General features: G+C 31.1%; 17 protein-coding genes and 5 tRNA genes. 18 read left to right on the top strand and 4 right to left on the bottom strand.

Annotated elements, in window-relative coordinates:
* Positions 1-2: 2 nt before the first annotated feature.
* The 7 genes from AC5SLZ_RS03670 to AC5SLZ_RS03640 all read left to right on the top strand — a co-directional run bounded on the left by AC5SLZ_RS03670 (position 3) and on the right by AC5SLZ_RS03640 (position 3,843).
* The gene (locus AC5SLZ_RS03670; protein ID WP_494614976.1) at positions 3-752 is read left to right on the top strand and encodes a competence/damage-inducible protein A; all 750 of its coding nucleotides are present in this window, start codon (positions 3-5) and stop codon (positions 750-752) included.
* A complete protein-coding gene (locus tag AC5SLZ_RS03665; RefSeq protein ID WP_494614975.1) occupies positions 753-1,154 on the top strand; it encodes a gamma-glutamylcyclotransferase family protein in 402 nt (133 codons plus the stop codon).
* Between the two features lie 73 nt (positions 1,155-1,227).
* Positions 1,228-1,500 (top strand): hypothetical protein, encoded by a 273-nt coding sequence (locus AC5SLZ_RS03660; RefSeq protein WP_028036876.1) that lies wholly within the window; start codon positions 1,228-1,230, stop codon positions 1,498-1,500.
* A gap of 100 nt (positions 1,501-1,600) precedes the next feature.
* Positions 1,601-2,239, top strand: coding sequence for a transglycosylase SLT domain-containing protein (locus tag AC5SLZ_RS03655; RefSeq protein WP_494614973.1), 639 nt, complete (start codon positions 1,601-1,603; stop codon positions 2,237-2,239).
* A gap of 85 nt (positions 2,240-2,324) precedes the next feature.
* A tRNA-Leu gene (locus tag AC5SLZ_RS03650) sits at positions 2,325-2,410 on the top strand.
* Positions 2,411-2,414: 4 nt separating this feature from the next.
* Positions 2,415-3,185 (top strand): NAD kinase, encoded by a 771-nt coding sequence (locus AC5SLZ_RS03645; protein WP_494614972.1) that lies wholly within the window; start codon positions 2,415-2,417, stop codon positions 3,183-3,185.
* A gap of 253 nt (positions 3,186-3,438) precedes the next feature.
* Complete coding sequence (locus AC5SLZ_RS03640; protein ID WP_494614971.1) at positions 3,439-3,843, top strand: hypothetical protein; 405 nt, start codon at positions 3,439-3,441, stop codon at positions 3,841-3,843.
* A 101-nt stretch (positions 3,844-3,944) separates the two neighbouring features.
* Here the strand turns inward: AC5SLZ_RS03640 and AC5SLZ_RS03635 are convergent.
* Positions 3,945-4,020: transfer RNA gene (locus AC5SLZ_RS03635), tRNA-Thr, on the bottom strand.
* 225 nt (positions 4,021-4,245) lie between these two features.
* Here AC5SLZ_RS03635 and AC5SLZ_RS03630 point away from each other — a divergent pair.
* A complete protein-coding gene (locus tag AC5SLZ_RS03630) occupies positions 4,246-4,806 on the top strand; it encodes a hypothetical protein (RefSeq protein WP_494614970.1) in 561 nt (186 codons plus the stop codon).
* Between the two features lie 230 nt (positions 4,807-5,036).
* Positions 5,037-7,466, top strand: a complete 2,430-nt coding sequence (locus tag AC5SLZ_RS03625; RefSeq protein WP_494614968.1) for an FAD-dependent oxidoreductase — start codon at positions 5,037-5,039, stop codon at positions 7,464-7,466.
* A gap of 421 nt (positions 7,467-7,887) precedes the next feature.
* On the opposite strand, the gene AC5SLZ_RS03620 is transcribed toward AC5SLZ_RS03625, so the two are convergent.
* Entirely contained in the window at positions 7,888-8,325 is a 438-nt protein-coding gene (locus tag AC5SLZ_RS03620; protein WP_494614966.1) for a GNAT family N-acetyltransferase, read from the bottom strand.
* A 348-nt stretch (positions 8,326-8,673) separates the two neighbouring features.
* Here AC5SLZ_RS03620 and AC5SLZ_RS03615 point away from each other — a divergent pair, with 348 nt between their 5' ends.
* Positions 8,674-9,777, top strand: coding sequence for a serine hydrolase (locus AC5SLZ_RS03615; RefSeq protein WP_494614965.1), 1,104 nt, complete (start codon positions 8,674-8,676; stop codon positions 9,775-9,777).
* Between the two features lie 115 nt (positions 9,778-9,892).
* Here the strand turns inward: AC5SLZ_RS03615 and AC5SLZ_RS03610 are convergent, their stop codons facing one another.
* Positions 9,893-10,816 carry an NADP-dependent oxidoreductase gene (locus AC5SLZ_RS03610; RefSeq protein WP_494614964.1) on the bottom strand — a complete coding sequence of 308 codons (924 nt, stop codon included), beginning with the start codon at positions 10,814-10,816 and terminating at the stop codon, positions 9,893-9,895.
* Between the two features lie 133 nt (positions 10,817-10,949).
* Here AC5SLZ_RS03610 and AC5SLZ_RS03605 point away from each other — a divergent pair, with 133 nt between their 5' ends.
* The 4 genes from AC5SLZ_RS03605 to AC5SLZ_RS03590 all read left to right on the top strand — a co-directional run bounded on the left by AC5SLZ_RS03605 (position 10,950) and on the right by AC5SLZ_RS03590 (position 13,653).
* The gene (locus AC5SLZ_RS03605; RefSeq protein WP_494614963.1) at positions 10,950-11,249 is read left to right on the top strand and encodes a hypothetical protein; all 300 of its coding nucleotides are present in this window, start codon (positions 10,950-10,952) and stop codon (positions 11,247-11,249) included.
* A gap of 8 nt (positions 11,250-11,257) precedes the next feature.
* Positions 11,258-11,686 carry a c-type cytochrome gene (locus tag AC5SLZ_RS03600; RefSeq protein ID WP_494614962.1) on the top strand — a complete coding sequence of 143 codons (429 nt, stop codon included), beginning with the start codon at positions 11,258-11,260 and terminating at the stop codon, positions 11,684-11,686.
* A gap of 125 nt (positions 11,687-11,811) precedes the next feature.
* Positions 11,812-13,212: a Glu/Leu/Phe/Val family dehydrogenase gene (locus AC5SLZ_RS03595; RefSeq protein WP_494614960.1), complete on the top strand. Its 1,401-nt coding sequence runs from the start codon at positions 11,812-11,814 to the stop codon at positions 13,210-13,212.
* A 30-nt stretch (positions 13,213-13,242) separates the two neighbouring features.
* Positions 13,243-13,653: a GFA family protein gene (locus AC5SLZ_RS03590; protein ID WP_494614958.1), complete on the top strand. Its 411-nt coding sequence runs from the start codon at positions 13,243-13,245 to the stop codon at positions 13,651-13,653.
* Positions 13,654-14,064: 411 nt separating this feature from the next.
* Here AC5SLZ_RS03590 and rlmB read toward each other — a convergent pair whose 3' ends face one another.
* Positions 14,065-14,808 (bottom strand): 23S rRNA (guanosine(2251)-2'-O)-methyltransferase RlmB, encoded by a 744-nt coding sequence (gene rlmB, locus AC5SLZ_RS03585; RefSeq protein WP_494614957.1) that lies wholly within the window; start codon positions 14,806-14,808, stop codon positions 14,065-14,067.
* Positions 14,809-14,936: 128 nt separating this feature from the next.
* Between rlmB and AC5SLZ_RS03580 the strand changes: the two genes are divergently transcribed.
* The 4 genes from AC5SLZ_RS03580 to AC5SLZ_RS03565 all read left to right on the top strand — a co-directional run bounded on the left by AC5SLZ_RS03580 (position 14,937) and on the right by AC5SLZ_RS03565 (position 16,463).
* A tRNA-Tyr gene (locus tag AC5SLZ_RS03580) sits at positions 14,937-15,022 on the top strand.
* Between the two features lie 45 nt (positions 15,023-15,067).
* Positions 15,068-15,141: transfer RNA gene (locus tag AC5SLZ_RS03575), tRNA-Gly, on the top strand.
* A gap of 45 nt (positions 15,142-15,186) precedes the next feature.
* Positions 15,187-16,377 carry an elongation factor Tu gene (gene tuf, locus AC5SLZ_RS03570; protein WP_028036879.1) on the top strand — a complete coding sequence of 397 codons (1,191 nt, stop codon included), beginning with the start codon at positions 15,187-15,189 and terminating at the stop codon, positions 16,375-16,377.
* Positions 16,378-16,387: 10 nt separating this feature from the next.
* A tRNA-Trp gene (locus AC5SLZ_RS03565) sits at positions 16,388-16,463 on the top strand.
* Positions 16,464-16,473 lie beyond the last annotated feature (10 nt).

Genomic DNA, 16,473 nt, shown 5'->3' with positions numbered 1-16,473 from the left:
AAATGACTAAAAACACAAAAGTTAATGCCGCAATATTAATTATTGGTAATGAAATTTTATCAGGCAGAACTCAAGACACTAATACTTCAACTTTGGCAACTTGGCTAAATTCTATTGGAGTTAAAGTGGGAGAGGTTAGGGTTATACCTGATATTGAAAAGACAATAATTGATACACTTAATTTATTAAAGACAACTTATGATTATGTTTTTACTACAGGAGGTATTGGTCCCACTCACGATGATATTACTGCTGAATCTGTTTCAAAAGCATTTGGGTTAAAATATGAGATACATAAAGAGGCATTTAAAATATTAGAGGCCTATTATAAGCCAGGTGAATTTAATGAGGGTAGGCAAAAAATGGTTTGTATGCCAGAAAATGCTAATTTAATTCTAAACCCTACTAGTGGCGCGCCAGGGTTTAGTGTTGAAAACGTGTTTTGTTTACCGGGTGTTCCATCAATATTAAAATCAATGTTAGGTGGGTTAACTAATAGTATTGTTGGAGGAAAACCTATTTTAAGTTTAACGATTAGCCTAAGAACTGTTGAAAGTGAAATTGCTAACTCTTTAACTAAAGTTCAAGATCAAAACAAAGATGTTGAAATTGGAAGCTATCCATTTTTTCAAGCAGGAAAGTTAGGTGTTTCAATTGTAATTAGATCTGAAGATCAATCTAAAATTGATAATTGTAATTCTCAAATTTTAAAATTTGTGAATGATAAAAAAATAGAAGTAGTGGATCGGTAAATGCTTTATTTTGCTTATGGAAGTAACCTTCATCACTTTCAAATGAAGCGTAGATGCAAAGATAGCATTTATTTAAAAAAAATAAATTTAAAAGACTTTAAACTAACTTTTAGAAGCAAATATAGAGCAGCAGATATTGAGCCTAAAAAACACTCAAATGTTCCAGGTGGATTATTTGAAATTTCAAAAAGTGATGAAAAAAAACTTGATGTTTATGAGGATTATCCAAATTTATATAAGAAACATTATTTTTATTATTATGGCAAAAAAGTAATGACTTATACTATGGTTAAAAAATCAGTATTTAAATTTCCAACTGAAAGATATTTGAATATTGTTAAAAAAGGCTATCAAGATTGCAAATTAGAAGAAAAAATCCTTACCAAAGCATTAAAATCATAAACCTAAATCATCTTATTTCTTAACTTTTTAAAAGTTGATGAAAATTAAAAAATTTATATATTAAATAATTACTATGCCTTTATTAAATGAAAAATTAAAAATGATATCTTGTTCTGATTTCAGGTCATTCTTAAAAAAAATGATTAATGATAAAATTGAAAAAGAATGGACTGAAAATTTTGTTGAAAATTTAAATTTTATAATGGTTTCAAGAAATACAATTAAAAGAAGATATGAAGACAAAGGAATAGATATCATTAAGCTTATAAATGATGTTAGTTATTATAAGCATGTTAAAAAAAGAGTTAATTCTAGAGGTAATTTAGAATTTCAACATAAATATTAGCCACTAAAAATATATTTTATTTTTAATTTGTATAATCAAATTGGGTTTTTTTTAATTTTAAATCTTTTTTTCTCAAATTAACTTTTGTATTAAAAAGCTTATGAATAAAATTTCAATTAAATTTATTTTACTATTATTTTTTTTAAATTCTTGTGCAGGGATGCCAAAATATAGCTCAATACCTGTCAATCCTAATGATGTATGTGATATTTTTAGTCAAAAAACTCACTGGTATTTTCACTCAAAAAAATCAGAAGAAAAGTGGGGAACTCCAATTCATGTTCAAATGGCAATCATTCATGGTGAGTCAGGATTTAATTTTATTGCACGACCAGGAAGAAAAACATTATTAAATAATAACAAGCCATATAAAAGATTATCTTCTGCATTTGGATATGCTCAAGTTTTAGATGGAACATGGAAAATGTATAAAAAAGAAACAGGAAAAAAAATTGCCATAAGAAATAGTTTTAAAGACAGCACTGATTTTATTGGTTGGTATACTTCAAAATCAAATTCAATATTAAAGATTTCACAAAAAGATGTTTACAATCAGTATTTAGCGTACCATCAAGGATGGGGTGGTTATAAAAAGGGTGTAAAAAAACAAGCAATTAAAAATTATGCTCAAAGAGTTTCTAAACAAGCTACAAAGTATAAGAGTCAATTAAATGACTGTGGATCTAATTTAGAGGAAAAAGTTAAAAAGATAAAAAATAATAATGAAAAAAAGACTTAAACACTAAAGATAAAATAAAAAAATTTTACTTATTCCTCTTGTTCAATTATAAATATTAGCATAAACACTCATGAAATTCATTAATGCCCTCGTGGTGAAATTGGTAGACACAAAGGACTTAAAATCCTTGCCGCTTGCGGAGTGCCAGTTCGAGTCTGGCCGAGGGCACCACTAAATGAGTAAGCTTCAGATAATTTCTGATAAAAATAAAAAATCCCTAGATATAAAAAAGTTATTAATCAATAAAATTAAAAGTCATCAATTTAAACAAAATAACCTCGTGATTGTCATTGGTGGTGATGGTTTTATGCTTCAAACTTTAAAGAAGAATAAAAATTCAAACAAACAATTTTATGGAATTAATTCAGGAAATTATGGTTTCTTAATGAATAAATTTTCAACTGAAAATATTATTAAAAATTTAATAAAATCAAATATGATTTCTATCTCACCACTAGAAATGATTGTAAAAAATAATAATAATCATGTTAGAAAATCATTAGCTATTAATGAAGTATCTATTTTAAGACAAAGTAGACAAGCTGCGTCTTTATCAATCAAACATGGATCTAAACAAATAATAAAAAAACTTGTTTCTGATGGTGTACTTGTTTCAACACCCGCAGGTAGTACAGCTTACAATTTATCAGTGCATGGACCTATACTTAGTTTAAATTCTAAAAAGTTATCAATTGCTCCAATAAGTCCATTTAGACCTAGAAGATGGAAGGGTAAAATAGTTAATGATAAATTAAAGATTGTAATCACGAACTTAAATCCATCCAAAAGACCAATTAGTGCTGTTGCAGATAATCTAGAGGTTAGAAATGCTAAATCAATTATAGTAAAGACCAATAATAAGATTAAATTCAATCTTCTCTATGACAAAAGCAGAAGTTTACAAAAAAAAATTAAAATTGAACAATTAAGAAGAGAAACTACTTAAAATAAAGTGCCAACAAAAGAACAAATCACCAAATTTAAGACGTGCAATGACCATGAGGGTCATGCCTCTAACAAGTAAATTTGATCACAATTTTATTTTTGATAGCAAGCCATCATTTAAGATCAATAAGATTTATCCTGTAAGAAATTAAAGAAGCAGTGGTGCTGTACTTTTAAATACAATTAATCGATATTAATCTTAAAATATTCAATATCGACTCATCTTTTAAGTTATGATAATATTCAACAATAATATGAAAAATTTAATAAACAAAATATCAATTTTATTTATTTTCATAATCTTAGGTGGTTGTGCGTCCATAACAGAGTCAAAAAATCAATCAATGTCAGTTACTACTGGAGAAGTTACAGGTGCAATGTGTACATTATCAAACTCAAAAGGAAGTTATTATGTAAATACACCTGGATCAGTAATGGTAAGAAATGCTTGTGACCAGTTATCTATCTCTTGCACTAAAGAGGGATATGTTCCTGCTAACCCTGCTGCTGGAACGGTTCAAGACAAAGCCAAAAATATGGCGTGGGGCAATCTTGTATTTGGTGGAATAATTGGACTTGCTGTTGACAGGACTACTGGTGCGGGATGTCAATATCCACAGCAAAATATTTTTTACCCAATGAAGAAAGCCACACAATAAATTAATAATATAAAAATTTTTCAACACATTCTCAAAACAACAGATTTTAAGAAATTTAATACAAATTTACTTTGTAAAAATACTAACAATTTTTTTAGTGATGGTGCCCCCGCACGGAGTCGAACCGCGGACCTATTGATTACAAATCAATTGCTCTACCAGCTGAGCTACAAGGGCATTTTGTTTCGTGTGAAGTTTTTACTGCGAAACATCAATTAAATCAATGCATAAAAAACAATATGGGTGTTCGCTGCTTGTTAGCAGCTCACTCGAATTGTGATGGAAAGTTACTGAATGTGACTGATCTGTCGGCATGGAGTCGGTATGGGAATCCTGCATCTCATGGGATTTCAAAAGCATGTTTTCATCCATTAAAAATAACAAAAATAATGGAGTGGAAAAATGAAGAAAACAATAAAATTTACACCAGCTAAATTAGCTAGCTTAAAACATCCTATAAGTAAGCAACCTGAAAAGTGGTATGATTTAGGATGTGATGGCCTTGCAGTATTTGTAATGCCTCAACCATCACTTAAAATTTCTTATTATGCATCTTGGAGTGTTGTAACTTATGGTGCTGATGGTAAACAAAAAAGATCTGGTAGATACAAATATTTAGGTAGAGTCGGAGGATCTAAAAATCTTGAAGCTATCAAACAAGAGATAGTTAATAATCTTCCTGTCTGGAAAGCTCACAACATAACAACTCAGTCCGGAAAAACAGTAACATCACTTGTTGTTGAATATATGAAATCAGGAGCTTCAACTGGTAATAGGATTAAGACTAAAGGCACTAAATTAAAATATAAACCAGTAACTGGTAAAGGTTATATTGATCTACTAGATGCATATGTTCTAGTAAAAACTAAGAAAGAGTCTACTAAGCAGCTGCTTACAGCTCCATTTAATTTAGGAAATAATATCTACTACAAAAAGCAGCTCGCAGAGCTTCCATTACTCTAGTGATCCAGCTCCACCACCAGAACCAGTTACATATATTTTACCTTATGAACCTAAATCAAGAGAACCTGTGTATAAATCTACTGGTAAATTTCCTAAAATAGATGAAGCAATTGCAGCAGCTAAAAAATATATTGATTAACCCTCATTCCATCACCTAGACACCTGATTAGGGGTTTGGTAGGATCTTGGTTTTTGAAAAAACTTTTAGGTATCATAGTTTTTTATTAGTAATGAATAAAATTCAGTCACATGCAAAATTAGTTATCATAGGTGGTGGAATAATGGGCGTTAGTCTTTTATATCACTTGGCTAAAGAAGGTTGGACAGATATTGTTTTAATTGAAAAAAGTGAACTTACATCTGGATCCACATGGCATGCTGCAGGACAATGTCCTCATATGTTAAGCAGCTTAAATCTAGCAAAAATTCACTTACACTCGACTAATCTTTACAAATCTTTAGAAAAAGAAACTGGCCAGGCAACAGGTTTTCACGAAACAGGAAGTTTAAGACTTGCTTATAAAAAAGAAGATATTGAATGGTTTCATCACACTAAAGGTATACTGGACATTGTAGGCTCTCCTTGTGAAATAATAACGACAAATGAAATTCAAAAATATCATCCGTTTATTAAATTAGATGGAATCATTGGCGCATTTTATACGTCAGAAGACGGTTACACCGATCCAACTAGCACAACTAATGCAATGGCAAAAGGTGCAAGAGATGCTGGTGCTAAAATTTATCGCAACAATAGAGTAATAGATATAAAACAATTGCCATCAGGAGAGTGGAAGGTGATTACTGAAAAAGGAGAAATTATTTGTGAACATGTTGTAAATGCTGCGGGAAGTTTTTGTCCAGAGGTCGCTGAAATGGTTGGATTAAAAAATGTTCCAAGTATTAATATGGTTCATCAATATTTAGTAACTGAATCTCATCCAGCAATTGAAAAATTAGAAAAAGAATTACCTGTGATAAGAGATCCTGATTCTTCATCTTACCTAAGGCAAGAAGGAAAGGGACTTTTAATTGGTCCTTACGAACAAGACGTAGAAGCTTGGGCTTTAGATGGGATGGATTGGAAATTTGACATGGAATTACTTGAGCCAGATTTAGACAGAATTGAAAAACATCTTGAAAAAGGGATGGATAGAATTCCTGAATTTAAAGATGTAGGTATTAAAAAAATAATTTGTGGACCAATCACTCACACCCCAGATGACAATTTTTTAGCTGGACCCTCTCCTGGTCTTAAAAACTTTTGGATGTTTTGCGCCGCTAGTATTGGAATTGCTCATGGTGGAGGAGCTGGAAAATATATGGCTCAACAAATTGTTCATGGAGACTCTGAAATTAACATGCTTGAGTTTGAACCACGTAGATTCATGAGCTGGGTTGATAAAAATTATTCAATTGAAAAATCAAAAGAACAATACAGAAGAATGTATGTAACACCTATGCCTCACGATACAGTTGAAGCTGGCAGGCCAATGAAAACTTCAGCTATCTATAAAAAATTAAAAGATCAAGGTGCTGAATACTATGATTTATATGGTTGGGAAAAACCTGCTTGGTTTAATAAAGAAAATATAGCTGAAGAGCTAAGCTATAGTAGAAACAACATACATTCTATAATTCAGAAAGAGTGCGAACATGTTTCAAAGTATGTTGGAATTATTGATTTGAGCACTTTTTCTAAGTATGAAATAACAGGAGAGGATAGCTTTACTTTTCTTGATAGACTTTGTTCAAACATTATTCCAAAAAAAAATGGCAGTATAGCTTTAACGCATATACATAATAAAATTGGCCGAATTCAAAGTGAGTTAACCATCACTAAAGTAAAAGACAATCATTACTATGGTTTATCCGCAGCTTTATCCGAGATAAGAGACTTAGATTGGTTTAATCAAAATAAGTTTAAAGATGAAAAAGTTGATATTAAAAATATTACTAATGAATATGGTGTCCTTGGATTAATTGGACCAAAATCGAGAGAAGTACTAGCAAAAATCACAAAGGAAAATATTGAAAATGAAAATTTCCTTTGGTTAAAGGCAAAAGAAATCGAAATTAATAATATAAAAGTTTTAGCTTTAAGAGTGAATTACATGGGAGAATTAGGTTGGGAGCTTCATGTTTCAATGAATAAAATGGAAGAGCTTTATGATTTATTGATGGATGCAGGCCAAGATTTAAAAATTAAAAATTTTGGATCTCATGCTATGAACTCAATGAGAATAGAGAAAGGATATCGTGGTTGGGGAACTGAATTAACCCCAGAAATTAGTATAGTTGAAGCAGGCTTAGATCGATTTTTTAATTTAAATAAAAAAAGTGAATTCATTGGATCAAAAATTATTGATAAAAAATCAAAAGAAGGAATTAAAATAAAATTAGCTTATCTAGAAGTAGATGCAAATACAGCAGATGTTTTGGGAAACGAGCCTGTGTATTATAACAATGAAAGAGTTGGCTTAACTACTTCTGGAGCTTATGGATTTAGAGTAAATAAAAGCTTAGCTTTTGCATATGTAAATGCTAACTTAATAAAAATTGGGTCTGAATTTTTAATTGATATTCAGGGAAAAAAAATAAAAGCAAAAATTATTGAAGAACCAGCATTTGATCCTAAAAATCTAAGATTAAAAAGTTAAGATTTAGTTAATTTGTCAGTTATTTTTCTTGAAACGGGTGACTATGAAAAAAAGAAAAAAGATCCAGGTATATTTTAATGAAAAAACTTTTAGGGATCGTGGTTCTGGGTTTGTTGAAATCTTATCCTAGTAAATAATCGCCAGCTTCCTGAATCATTTTCCAGAGTTTACTTGCGTTTTCTTTGTTCATGCCTGCCTAATTCTTGTTTTATCTAAAAATCCTCTAGTTTTTTCATAATAGAATCTTATCTCAATATTCTAAGATTATGTAGGAAGAAACTATAAACAAGCTACAAACAAAAAAGATAGTTTTAATAACAAGCCAAGAACCACAACCTCTTCGTAGAAACTTCGTAGTAAGATTTCATTATTTGTTTAATTTCTTGTTTTGGTTCTTCGTAGAGGTTTTTGATATTTTATTTTAAAAGAGTTTTTTTTGAAAATAAACTCTATTGAAACCTTTTTCAGTCACTTCTTTAATTTTTTTGAAACCTATTTTTTGATACCATAAAATATTTTCAATCATTTTTTCATTAGTATAAAGTTGATAAAAATTAAATTTTTCACTAATTAAATAATTCTCAATAAAAGAGATAAAAGTAGTTCCCACATTTTTTTTTTGGAATAAAGGTTCAACTGCTAAATTTTCTAAAAGTATGTTTCCATCTTTTATAACGAGGATGGCAAATGCTATAATTTTATTATCTTTTTCACAAACAAAAACGATGTCATTTTTTTGAATATTAGGTTTCATTGGGGCAGGTTCCTGACCCATTCTTTTTATATATTTTTCATATGCTCTTGATGCTATTAGTTTAATTGTTTCTTCATCTTTTGAGTTTGCTTTTCTAAAAATCATTTTTTAAATAAAATTTTTAATTTTTACGACTATAACTTAAGAGTTTCTTAACATAAAGACTTCGTAGAAACTTCGTAGTAAACTTCGTAGTAAACTTCGTAGTAAACTTCGTAGAGGATTTTAGGTAAGGTTTGTTGATATATAAAGATTATAAGTTGAAAGAGGAGCGTTCTGTTACCCAATGCCATGAACTTTGCTACCCCCACAAAGCAACGGGCAACAGTAATCAGGCAACGGGAATTGAAGATAATCAACCGCCATTCCATCACCTAGACACTTGATTTGAATGCTCGTTTTGGGCACAAAAATTTTGACATACTGAGACCACATTGATACAGAAACTTTATTATGAAATTATTACACATAAGTATCATTAGTTTATTATTTACTCTTATTTTTAACACAACCTCATTTTCAAAACATCTAAAAGGTAAAAGTAAAAAAGTACATGATGAATATCTTGAAATCAGAATTGTTGGTTTGCCTTCTCAATTTGATAATATAAAGATTCAACCTGCAAATGATATTAAAAGCTTAACTAAAAAATTAATTGAAAATAAAAATACCAAAAAGATTGATAAGATTATAAAGAAAAAAAGCTTGTTAAGTGTTCTATATTTTGATGGTGAAAATGTTGTAGTCGATAAAAAATCAGAAAAGATAAAGAACGATACAAAGTTATATAGTTTTTCTATCTCTAAAAGTTTTCTAAGTTATATTTTAGGAAATGCCATATGTGATGGATATATTAAAAGTTTAGATGATAAAATTTCAAAATATGTTCCAGAAGCAAAAGGAACTTTATATGAAAATTCTACTTTTAAAGAATTAATTGATATGGCGGCTGGAGATAAAAATTTTGCAAGCAGAGAGCCTGGTAGTGCTAAACTTTTTTATGCTGTAGATGTGATGGGAAGAAAAACCACAGCTAAAGATTACCTTTTGTCATCATCTGGAATTAAGATATCAAAAAAAACATTCAACTATAATAACTTTATAGCTGATTTAGTTGCAAGAGCGATAGATGTTTCGGTGCCTGGTGGTTTAAAGAATTTATATCAGGATTTTGCAAATAAATCTGGAACTAGCTCTGAAATATTTTATCTTACAGATGATAACGGATGGCCTTTGTTGCATGCGTATTTCTATGCTAACCGTGATGATTTTTTAAGACTTGGAATACAGATTTCTAAAGATTGGAATTCAAAAACTTGTATTGGAGATTATTTGAATGAAATTGAGAATACAAAAATTAAGGCTCACAGTAAAAATGAAAAGTACTCAGGATTTTTTTGGTTTGATAAAGAAATAAGTAAATCAAGACATGTTTTAATGCTTGGTCATGGAGGTCAAGGAATATATATTGATTTAGAAAAAGGCTCTGTCCTTGTATATCATTCTATTACTCGAGATTATGATGCTAATAAATCTATTTGGCGTTTAATAAAGTAATAATATTTAGTTCAAAGCAAATAGATACCTGATTAGAGGTTTGGTAAATTTAACTATCTTATCTTTAAGTTTCTTTGTTCAAGATTTAAACTTAAATAGCTTGATTATTAAAATCCTATTTAATTGTAAGAACAATTTTACCTTTGGTTCGACCTTCTGCTAGTTTTCCAAAAGCTTCTGAAGCCTGTTCCATTGGATATGTATTATCAATAACAGTTTTAATGGTACCCTGACTAATTAATGTAACAAGCTCAGTTAGCATTGCTCCATCAGGTGACATGAAAAACCATTCAAAGTTTACACCATATTTTTTAGCAAGGTTTTCAGTATCTTGACCCTTAATAGAAATCAGAGTACCTCCCTTTTTTAAAACCTTGAAAGACTTAGCAAGTACATCACCCCCGATCATATCAAAGACTAAATCATACTCAGATAATTCATCTTCAAATGACTGAGCGGTATAATCAATTATTAGATCAGCGCCCAAACTTTTAACTAGTTCAGTATTTTTAAAACTTGTAGTCGTTGCAACTGTTGCCCCAAAATGTTTTGCAATTTGGATGGCAAGCGTTCCAACACCACCTGAACCTGCGTGAATCAACACTTTGTCACCTTGCTTAATATTACCTTTCGTAACTAATGCCTGCCATGCTGTCAAACCCGCTAGTGGGACAGATGCCGCTTCTATATGGCTTAGATTTTCTGGTTTAATAGCAAGTTCATTTTCTTGGATACGAGCAAATTCAGCAATAGAGCCAGCGTCTTCTTGATTGGGACGAGCAAACACTTCATCACCAACTTTGACATTAAGCACATCTTTACCAACCTCGACAACTTTGCCTGAAACATCGTAGCCCATAACGTGGGGAAAGCTAAGCTCTAGCATTTCTTTTAGATAACCTGCATGTAGAATATTATCGATCGGATTAATGCTAGCAGCATGCACTTCTACTAGGACAGACTTATCTTGAAGTTTTGGCTTTTCAATATCAATAATTTCAATATTGGCAGTATAATCTTTATAAACGACAGCTTTCATTGTGAATCCTTTTTAATTAAATAACTTTTTAAAATTTATTAAAACGTAAAGAACGTTATGTAGTGTATATTTTATTAAATAACAATCATTCCATCACCTAGACACCCGATTTAAGTTTTGGTAGGCTTCATTAATGAAAAAACTTTTAGGGATCGTGGTTCTGGGTTTTTTGTTAAGTGGGAATGCTTATGCTGATTGTTTTAACGATACATTAAAAAAAAATATTGAGAGAGGTAGATATCTATTAACAACATCTGGTGTTATGTATGATGTTTTGGCAGGTGATAATTTTGACTCAATGTTCTGGATGTCATTTTCAGATCTTTATATTTGTGGGCCAAATGAATTCGAACATGATGGAAAAATATATAAATTATATAAAATTATAAATATTGATGATGGTGAAAAAATTACAGCTACAAAAATGAATTAACAAAAAATATGAAAAAACTTTTAGGGATTATAGTTCTAGGTTTGTTGTTAAGTGGGAATGCTTATTCAGATAATCATTATCCAATCACACGAGATTCTGAATTAATGATTGTTAGTGGTAAAATTGCATACCAAAATAATTGTGTAAGCTGCCATCAAGTTAATCTAGCTGGAGCAGAAAACTGGAAAGGTCTTGATGAAGATGGTCATAGAAAAGCACCACCTTTAAATGGCACTGGTCACACTTGGCATCATGATGACGCAACGTTACATACAATTATCAAATATGGTTTAGTTGGAATAGTCAGTGATTACGAAGGTAAGATGGGTGGTTTTGGTGACAACCTTAGTGACAAAGATATAGATGCAGTTTTAGCCTACATTAAAAGTTTTTGGCCAGATGATTATTACAAACATCAAATAAATTTAAGTAAATAAATTTAGTAGTTATGAAAAAGATTTTAGGTATCGTGGTTCTGGGTTTGTAATGAAAAAATCTTTATTATATTTCTAGTTTTAATATTTAGTGGTTAATACATTTAATTAATATATAATTTTTTTAAATGAGCTTTAAAGATAACGTCAACTTACATGTAGACAAATCAGCTAAATTACTAAATTTTAGTGATGATTTACTTGAACATCTAAAATCTACTCACTCATTAATTAAAGTTAATGTAGGTGTTGTCTTAGATGGTAAAATAAATAATTTTACTGGATGGAGAGCCGTTCATTCAGAGCACATTCTTCCAACTAAAGGTGGGCTAAGATATTCAGAAACCGTTGATCAAGATGACACAGAAGCTCTAGCATCTTTAATGACTTACAAATGTGCGATAGTTAATATTCCTTTTGGAGGTGCAAAAGGGGGTTTAAAAATTAATCCTAAGAATTACACCATGCCTCAACTAAGAGAAATTACTAAAGCGTTTGCTAGTAAACTAATTAATAAAGGTTTTATTTCTCCAGCATTAAATGTACCAGCTCCAGATGTTGGAACATCTGAGAGAGAAATGGAATGGATTTTAGAGACTTATAAAACACTTAAACCAGATGATATAAATTACAGAGGTTGTGTAACGGGTAAACCCTTACACAGAGGTGGTATTGCTGGCAGAACTGAGGCTACCGGTAGAGGTATTGAAGAAGTAGTTAGAGAAATATTTAGGCATGAAGATGTTGTTAAAGAAGCAGGATTGAAAAATGAATTAAAGGATAATGAAATTATAGTTCAAGGTTTTGGTAATGTTGGAAGTAATTTAGCCAAACATTTATATAATAGAGATAATGCAAAGATTATAGCTATAGGTGAGTTTGATGGTTATTTATATAATAAAAAAGGCATTGATATAAATGCACTAATTGAATTTTATAAGACAAATAAAACTATCAATAATCCTAAACTTGGAAAATTTAAAAACAATCCAAGTGAACTTTTAGAATTAGATTGTGATATTTTAATTCCAGCTGCATTAGAAAATGCAATCACCATTGATAATGTAGATAAAATTAAAACAAAATTAATAATTGAGGCTGCAAATGGACCCATTTCATTTGAGGCGGATCAAAAATTATTTGAAAAAGGCGTTATGATTATTCCTGATATCTATGTCAATGCAGGGGGTGTTGTAGTTTCTTATTTTGAGTGGGTAAAAGATATTTCTCATATACGTTTTGGTAGAGTTGAAAAAAGATTTCAAGAACAAAAGATATTAGACATTATTGATTTGATAGATAAAAAAACTAATACTAAAACAGATTTTGACACCATTAAAAAAATTATTCATGGTGCTGATGAAGAGGACTTAGCTTTTTCAGGTCTTGAAGACAGTATGAGAAATGCATTTATTGAAATTTATAATGCTAAAAAACAAATAAAAAAATCCTTTAGAGAAAGCGCTTATTACGTATCTCTAAAAAAGATAAGAAACTTCTATACCGTAGAAGGGTTTCCTAAAAGATAATGATATTTTATAAATTATATTTAAAATCATATGAAAAGTTTATCTCTTAAAGCCAGTTGTTTGTGTGGTGGAATAAAATTTAAAACAGAAGGTAGTCATCGTGATGTACAAAATTGTCATTGTAGTCAATGCATGAAAACCCATGGTCATCATGCGGCTTATACAAATGTAGAAGAACAAAACATTAAATTTATAAAAAAGAGTACTTTAAAATGGTTTAGATCTTCTAAAAGAGCTAAAAGAGGTTTTTGTAGCAAATGTGGTGCTAGTATATTTTTTAAAGTGATTGGAACAAAAAACATCTCTATTGCAGCTGGAATGCTTGATGGGCCCACTAAACTTAAAACAATAATGAATATATTTACTAAAGATAAACTTGATTATTATAAACTTAATAAAGACGTAAAGAGATTTAATTTTTATCCAAACAAAGCAAAGTAAGAGAGTTGTAAGGAGCGTTCTGTTACCCAATGCCATGAACCAGGCTACCCCCACAAAGCAACAGGCAACCGGGATTAAAGACCGTGCTTCTATAATCCATATTTTTCAACGACCTCTAAATTAATCTTAAATAAAACAATACAACTAGAAGCGAAGCAGGAACAGATGCGCAGCATCTGCGACTAGCGAAAACATTAGTGTTTTCGATTCATAAATAGCAATCTGTCGGCATACTGTCGGTATATCTATAATAAAAATAACTGAATCTTTTTTACTTAAATGATGTTAGTATTTACTAGATGAATAACATGTGTGTGTTAGATAATTGGGTGGGTTATGATTACAAATCAATTGCTCTACCAGCTGAGCTACAAGGGCATGCGCAATAACTATTAATTATTTGTTAAATAATCAACTCTTTTTTTTTAAAAAACTTAGATGGTGAAAAACTATAGCTGCACTATTTGATATATTCAAACTTTCTATATCTTTATTCATATCTATTTTAACAAAGAAATCAGCATATTTACCTGTATGCTCTCTCATACCAAACCCCTCTGATCCAAAAAGAAGAACATTTTTTCCCTCCCATTTAACATCAGTAAAATCTTTTTCACCTCTAGCATCAAACCCATAAACCCAAAAGTTTCTTTCCCGTAAATTTTTAAGAGTAGAATTTATGTTTGATACTTGAAAAATATTTAAATGCTCCATACAGCCACTTGCTGATTTGTACATAAGCTTACTATCTTTTGGGAACTGTCTTTCTTTAATAATTAATCCATCTATTTTAAAAGATGAAGCGCTTCTGATTAATGAACCAATATTTCTTGGATCTGTTACTTCATCCAAGCAAACAAAAGTGCAATTTTTTTTCTCTTTAATGTATTCTTTTAGATCAGGTTGATCTAAATGTTCAATTTCTGCAACATAACCTCCGTGCATCAATTGTTCTTTGGATGTGTATTTGTCTAATTCTTTTTTAGATTTAAAATAAACCTTAACGTCCTCTAAAACATTTTTTCTTGGGTTTTTTCTATGTATATTTTTTTTAGCATCTTCTGTTAAAAATACTCTTAAAACCTTTCGATCAGGATTTCTAAGAGCTTCGATAACAGCATGTTGACCAGCAATAAAAAAAGATGATTTATTCATAAATTTTAACCAGTTTTACACGTTTTTTTCGATATTTATCTACTAAATCTCGTGTTGCAATTGCATAAATAAAATATATAAAACGCATGTTGTTTGAAGCTTTATTGAACAGGGGACGCTTCCCCAGAGGAGGGGTTCCAGAGCGGTCAAATGGGGCGGGCTGTAAACCCGTTGACTTCGGTCTTCGAAAGTTCGAATCTTTCCCCCTCCACCATTCAATAAATTTTTAAGTAACATGGAGTGTTACTCTTGGGGTTGTGCGGGTGTAGTTCAATGGTAGAACGCTAGCCTTCCAAGCTGGATGTAAGGGTTCGATTCCCTTTACCCGCTCCAAGAAAAAAAATTATTAATGAAAACAAAAACTGAGGTAAAAAAGTAATGTCAAAAGAAAAGTTTGTTAGAAATAAACCCCACTGTAACATTGGGACTATTGGTCATGTCGACCATGGTAAAACAACTCTTACTGCAGCTATCACAATTACATTAGCTGAAGCTGGCGGTGGAACAGCAGTAGCTTACGATCAAATCGATAAAGCTCCTGAAGAAAAAGAAAGAGGAATTACAATTTCAACTGCTCACGTTGAGTATGAAACTGAAAAAAGACATTACGCTCACGTAGATTGTCCAGGTCACGCTGACTATGTTAAAAACATGATCACAGGTGCTGCGCAAATGGATGGAGCTATCTTAGTGGTTAACGCTGCAGATGGTCCTATGCCACAAACTAGAGAGCACATTCTTTTAGGAAGACAAGTTGGAATTCCTGCAATTGTTGTTTACCTAAATAAAGTAGACCAAGTTGATGATAAAGATATGATCGAACTTGTAGAGGAAGAAATTAGAGAACTTCTAACTTCATATAAATATCCTGGAGAAACAACTCCAATTGTTAAAGGTTCAGCATTAGCAGCAGTAGAAAAAAGAGATGAAGAAATTGGAAAAAATTCAATTTTAGAATTAATGAAAGCTGTTGATGAACACATTCCACAACCTGCTAGAGAAGTTGACAAACCTTTCTTGATGCCTGTCGAGGATGTATTTTCAATTTCAGGAAGAGGAACAGTTGCAACTGGTAGAATTGAATCAGGTGTAATTAAAACTGGTGAAGAAGTTGAAATCGTTGGAATTAAAGAAACTAAAAAATCAGTTTGTACTGGAGTAGAAATGTTTAGAAAACTTTTAGACTCAGGTGAAGCTGGTGACAACGTAGGGATTTTATTGAGAGGCGTTGAAAGAACTGACATTGAAAGAGGTCAAGTTCTTTGTAAGTCTGGATCAATTACTCCACATACTAAATTTGAAGCACAAGCGTATGTACTTAAGAAAGACGAGGGTGGAAGACATACTCCTTTCTTTACTAAATACAGACCTCAATTTTATTTTAGAACAACAGACGTAACAGGTGAAGTTGAATTACCAGCAGGTACTGAAATGGTTATGCCAGGTGATGACGCTAAATTTACTGTTAAGTTAATCACACCGATTGCAATGTCAGAACAATTAAACTTTGCTATTAGAGAAGGTGGAAGAACTGTTGGAGCAGGAGTAGTAACTAAAATTATAGAGTAACTCTATAAATAGGAGTGTAGCTCAATTGGTAGAGCGCCGGTCTCCAAAACCGGAGGCTGAGGGTTCGAGTCCCTCCGCTCCTGCCAATTAGAGCTT

The sequence above is a fragment of the Candidatus Pelagibacter sp. PS_06 genome (genome assembly GCF_059418045.1).
Note: the sequence above shows the minus strand (reverse complement) of the source record. Positions and strands in the feature narration are given on the sequence as shown.